Annotated in this window: 6 protein-coding genes; 3 read left to right on the top strand and 3 right to left on the bottom strand. The window is 59.9% G+C overall.

The window, feature by feature from the left end; translation table 11 throughout:
* The 3 genes from RMN95_RS07900 to RMN95_RS07890 all read right to left on the bottom strand — a co-directional run.
* The coding region (locus RMN95_RS07900; RefSeq protein WP_309616389.1) for an ASCH domain-containing protein at positions 1-547 on the bottom strand (547 nt) is incomplete at its 3' end.
* 213 nt (positions 548-760) lie between these two features.
* Positions 761-1,027, bottom strand: a complete 267-nt coding sequence (locus tag RMN95_RS07895) for a type II toxin-antitoxin system RelE/ParE family toxin (protein ID WP_309616388.1) — start codon at positions 1,025-1,027, stop codon at positions 761-763.
* Complete coding sequence (locus tag RMN95_RS07890) at positions 1,024-1,242, bottom strand: TraY domain-containing protein (RefSeq protein WP_309616387.1); 219 nt, start codon at positions 1,240-1,242, stop codon at positions 1,024-1,026. The genes RMN95_RS07895 and RMN95_RS07890 overlap by 4 nt, the downstream gene beginning before the upstream one ends.
* Before the next feature lie 313 nt (positions 1,243-1,555).
* On the opposite strand from RMN95_RS07890, the gene RMN95_RS07885 reads away from it, so the two are divergent.
* The 3 genes from RMN95_RS07885 to RMN95_RS07875 all read left to right on the top strand — a co-directional run.
* Positions 1,556-1,999, top strand: a complete 444-nt coding sequence (locus RMN95_RS07885) for a hypothetical protein (RefSeq protein ID WP_309616386.1) — start codon at positions 1,556-1,558, stop codon at positions 1,997-1,999.
* A gap of 12 nt (positions 2,000-2,011) precedes the next feature.
* On the top strand, positions 2,012-2,374 hold the full coding sequence (locus RMN95_RS07880) for a hypothetical protein (RefSeq protein ID WP_309616385.1): 363 nt from the start codon (positions 2,012-2,014) through the stop codon (positions 2,372-2,374).
* A gap of 289 nt (positions 2,375-2,663) precedes the next feature.
* Positions 2,664-2,788: type II toxin-antitoxin system prevent-host-death family antitoxin (locus tag RMN95_RS07875; RefSeq protein ID WP_309616390.1), on the top strand; the 125-nt coding region annotated here is incomplete at its 3' end.

Raw genomic sequence — 2,788 nt, 5'->3', positions numbered from 1 at the left:
CCGCCGCGGCCAGCGTTAGAGCGACGTCATGCGACTCTGGCTGGTCGAGGTTGCCCTTGAAGAACCCGCCGCCATGTATCCACACGATCGGCGCGGACCTGACCGGAGTCGTGCCCGGGAGTGGAGAATACCGTCGGATCGGTATGGGGCCGTGAGGCCCCTGGATCGTGCTGTCGATCACAGCGAATGACGGGTTACCGAGGAACTTTCGCATCTCCTCACTGTGCCAGAACCTTTCATGCCCAGCACGCCATTCGGCAATCGACGCGTATCCCTCACCCTCGTCGCGCGCATGCTCCCACGGAACGAGGGCCAGACGAACGTGACGGACGTGCGTGGTTTCGATTACTGCGACCGCTTTCTCGGCCGAATCGAGAACGACCTGCCGCGCGCCAACCTGCGGAAACGGCTCGTCTTCTGTTCCATATTCCACAGCTGTAGAAGTCGTGGAGGTCTTACTCCCGTCGAGAACCGCCGAAACAAGCCGATCACGTAATGGTCCAGGGAAAGCAAATTCTGCGCGGGGTAGATCGTCGAACTCGGCCATGTTTCGATACTGTCTGCCACGCGAACGGAAAGCGAGTCCAGCAAGAAAAGGAACCGGTGAGAGCCTCTTGATCGGTCGCTGCAGTGGCGCCGGGGACGTAACTCCCGACAACAACATCTGCATCCATGCGGCCAACTATGGAGTGCCCTGCGCGACGCGATCGTTGGGTTCGCAGCAACGCACTTGGCGGAGCGAGCGGCCCCGCTGTTGTGGTTAGAGCTTGTTGTAGACCTCGCGACGGTGTGCGACCTCCACGATGAGGATAAGGATTTGGTCGTCGTCGATGGCTGTGAGGATTCGATAGTCGCCGACCCGATAGCGCCAAAATTCTTCGTTGACGAGCTTCCTCCCAAGCCGGCGCGGATCGTCTAGCTGGGCGAGCTTCTGCTCCAGAAAACCGCGAATCCGTTTCGCGGCAGCCGAGTCCAGCTTCGTGACCTGTTTCGCCGCCTTCGGAGTGAATCTGATCGTGTAGCTCACGCGGGCCAGACAACGTTGGCGAGGTCGATCGCGTCGTCGTTGGACTGAGTGAATTCCTCGAGCGCATCCTTGGCCAGGAGATGGTCTTCGTTCTCGTCCAGATACTGGGTCACCGCCTCGGTCGCATAGAACGTTTTCGACCGGCCCGTACGCTCCGCCAGGTATTGCAAGCGTCGTTCTGTTTCATCGTCAACGCGAAGGTTGATTTGCGGCATGTGAAACCTCTCCTCAGGGTGCTATACAAATATAGCACCTGACGGGTCGCCACACATCAAGGGCCGAGGATAGGCTGAGGCCTGCAGCGTCGAGTGATGCTGCCGCTCGTTCGCAGGAGGGGCATGCGCGACCTGACATTCGACGAGTTCAGTGTCGCTTGGTCGACCTATTGGGGTCGTCGCGAGATTGGCATTGTCGTTGATAACGCGTTAGCGATGCGGATTGAAGGCAGGACGCAATCCCTGCGTGGCTACCACGAGCAGTGGAGGGGCAGCGCGGGCGTGCTTCCCGCACGAGGCTCCACTCTGGCTCATGGGTACACCAGACCTCACGCCAGACCTGTTTCCAGGGCAGACCAGTAATACGGTTGCGCCGCCACCAGCGCCCCACATCGGTCGTTATGTCGTGGACAATTCGGCAGTGCTGGGCTTGGCCAACGCCGCTGGCGATTACACTCTCGATTTCCCGCGGAACAGCGTCGAGGCGCGAACCGTAAGGCGGCTTGTGCGAGGCCGCTCGGGCGTGATGGTAAGCCTTGCATCACTCACAGTAGTCTGGCTTCCAATTCTCGCTGTATCTCTGGCTGTCCTCGGCCTGGTGTGGGCTGCCCAGGCCGATGTCATTCTCCGGCAAGTCCACGCACCCTGGCGGATCCGATGGCCCGCAGTAGCTGGGCAGCTCATCGCTATCGTGTCGATTATGCTCGCCGTGTTCCTCGCCTTGACCTCCCACACCATCACTCCGGCCAATCCGTGAAAGGACCATGCCATGACGAGAGATTTCGAAGGTTCATTCACGGGCGACATCGTCGCTCGACTTCAAGCCCATTTACCTCAGGGGAACATAACCGCCGAGGTTGTCGACGGCGATCCTGATGTGCCAGATTTCGTGCGAGTGCAAGTTGGTGATCAGGTGTATCTCGACGCACGTCCAGGCGAACTGAACTGGTCGGCGCGTCCCATGATGGAGATATCAGGGCAGATCCGGCCGGTGGAGCAGAGTCGCGCATACGGCATCGGAGTGGACACAGTCGACGGAGCAGATGAGATCGCCGACCGGTTTTACGAGGAGGTGCGGTTCTGGTGGGGCAAGCTGCACTCTGCGGGTATCGGGGCCAAGAAAACTTGCTGACACGCCCACGGCCCTCACCGTTATTCTCGAGGGACGACCGCCCCGACTGCTACTTCAGGATGCGAATCATCCTGCGGTTGACGAATTCTTCGATGCCAAAGCGCCGGCCATCGAATATTCGCCGCCGGGCCACGCCAATAACCTCGAAAGTGTGCATGACGACGAGGTGCACATTCTGGTGATCGGCAATGACATCACGGGGATTGCGGCGGTCCGGTGATCGGTACCGAGGGCGCTATCGATCGCCCTCGTGATGTACATCACACCGTACACGATGTACAATTAGAGCATGTCAAATGTCAGCATCGCGGATGCGCGCAAGCACTTCTCGGACGTGATTGCCCGAGCCAGCGCCGAGGCAGTGTTCATCGAGCGCCGTGGTCAACGCGCCGCCGTGGTCATCAGCCCAGAACG

The organism is Salinibacterium sp., from assembly GCF_031364185.1.
Taxonomy (GTDB): Bacteria; Actinomycetota; Actinomycetes; order Actinomycetales; family Microbacteriaceae; genus Rhodoglobus.
This window is presented reverse-complemented; position numbering and strand designations above follow the sequence as displayed.

Coding starts and splice junctions, on each gene's coding strand:
- RMN95_RS07885 (WP_309616386.1), top strand. CDS start 1,556: ATGGGTACACCAGACCTCACGCCAGACCTGTTTCCAGGGCAGACCAGT.
- RMN95_RS07890 (WP_309616387.1), bottom strand. CDS start 1,242: ATGCCGCAAATCAACCTTCGCGTTGACGATGAAACAGAACGACGCTTG.
- RMN95_RS07880 (WP_309616385.1), top strand. CDS start 2,012: ATGACGAGAGATTTCGAAGGTTCATTCACGGGCGACATCGTCGCTCGA.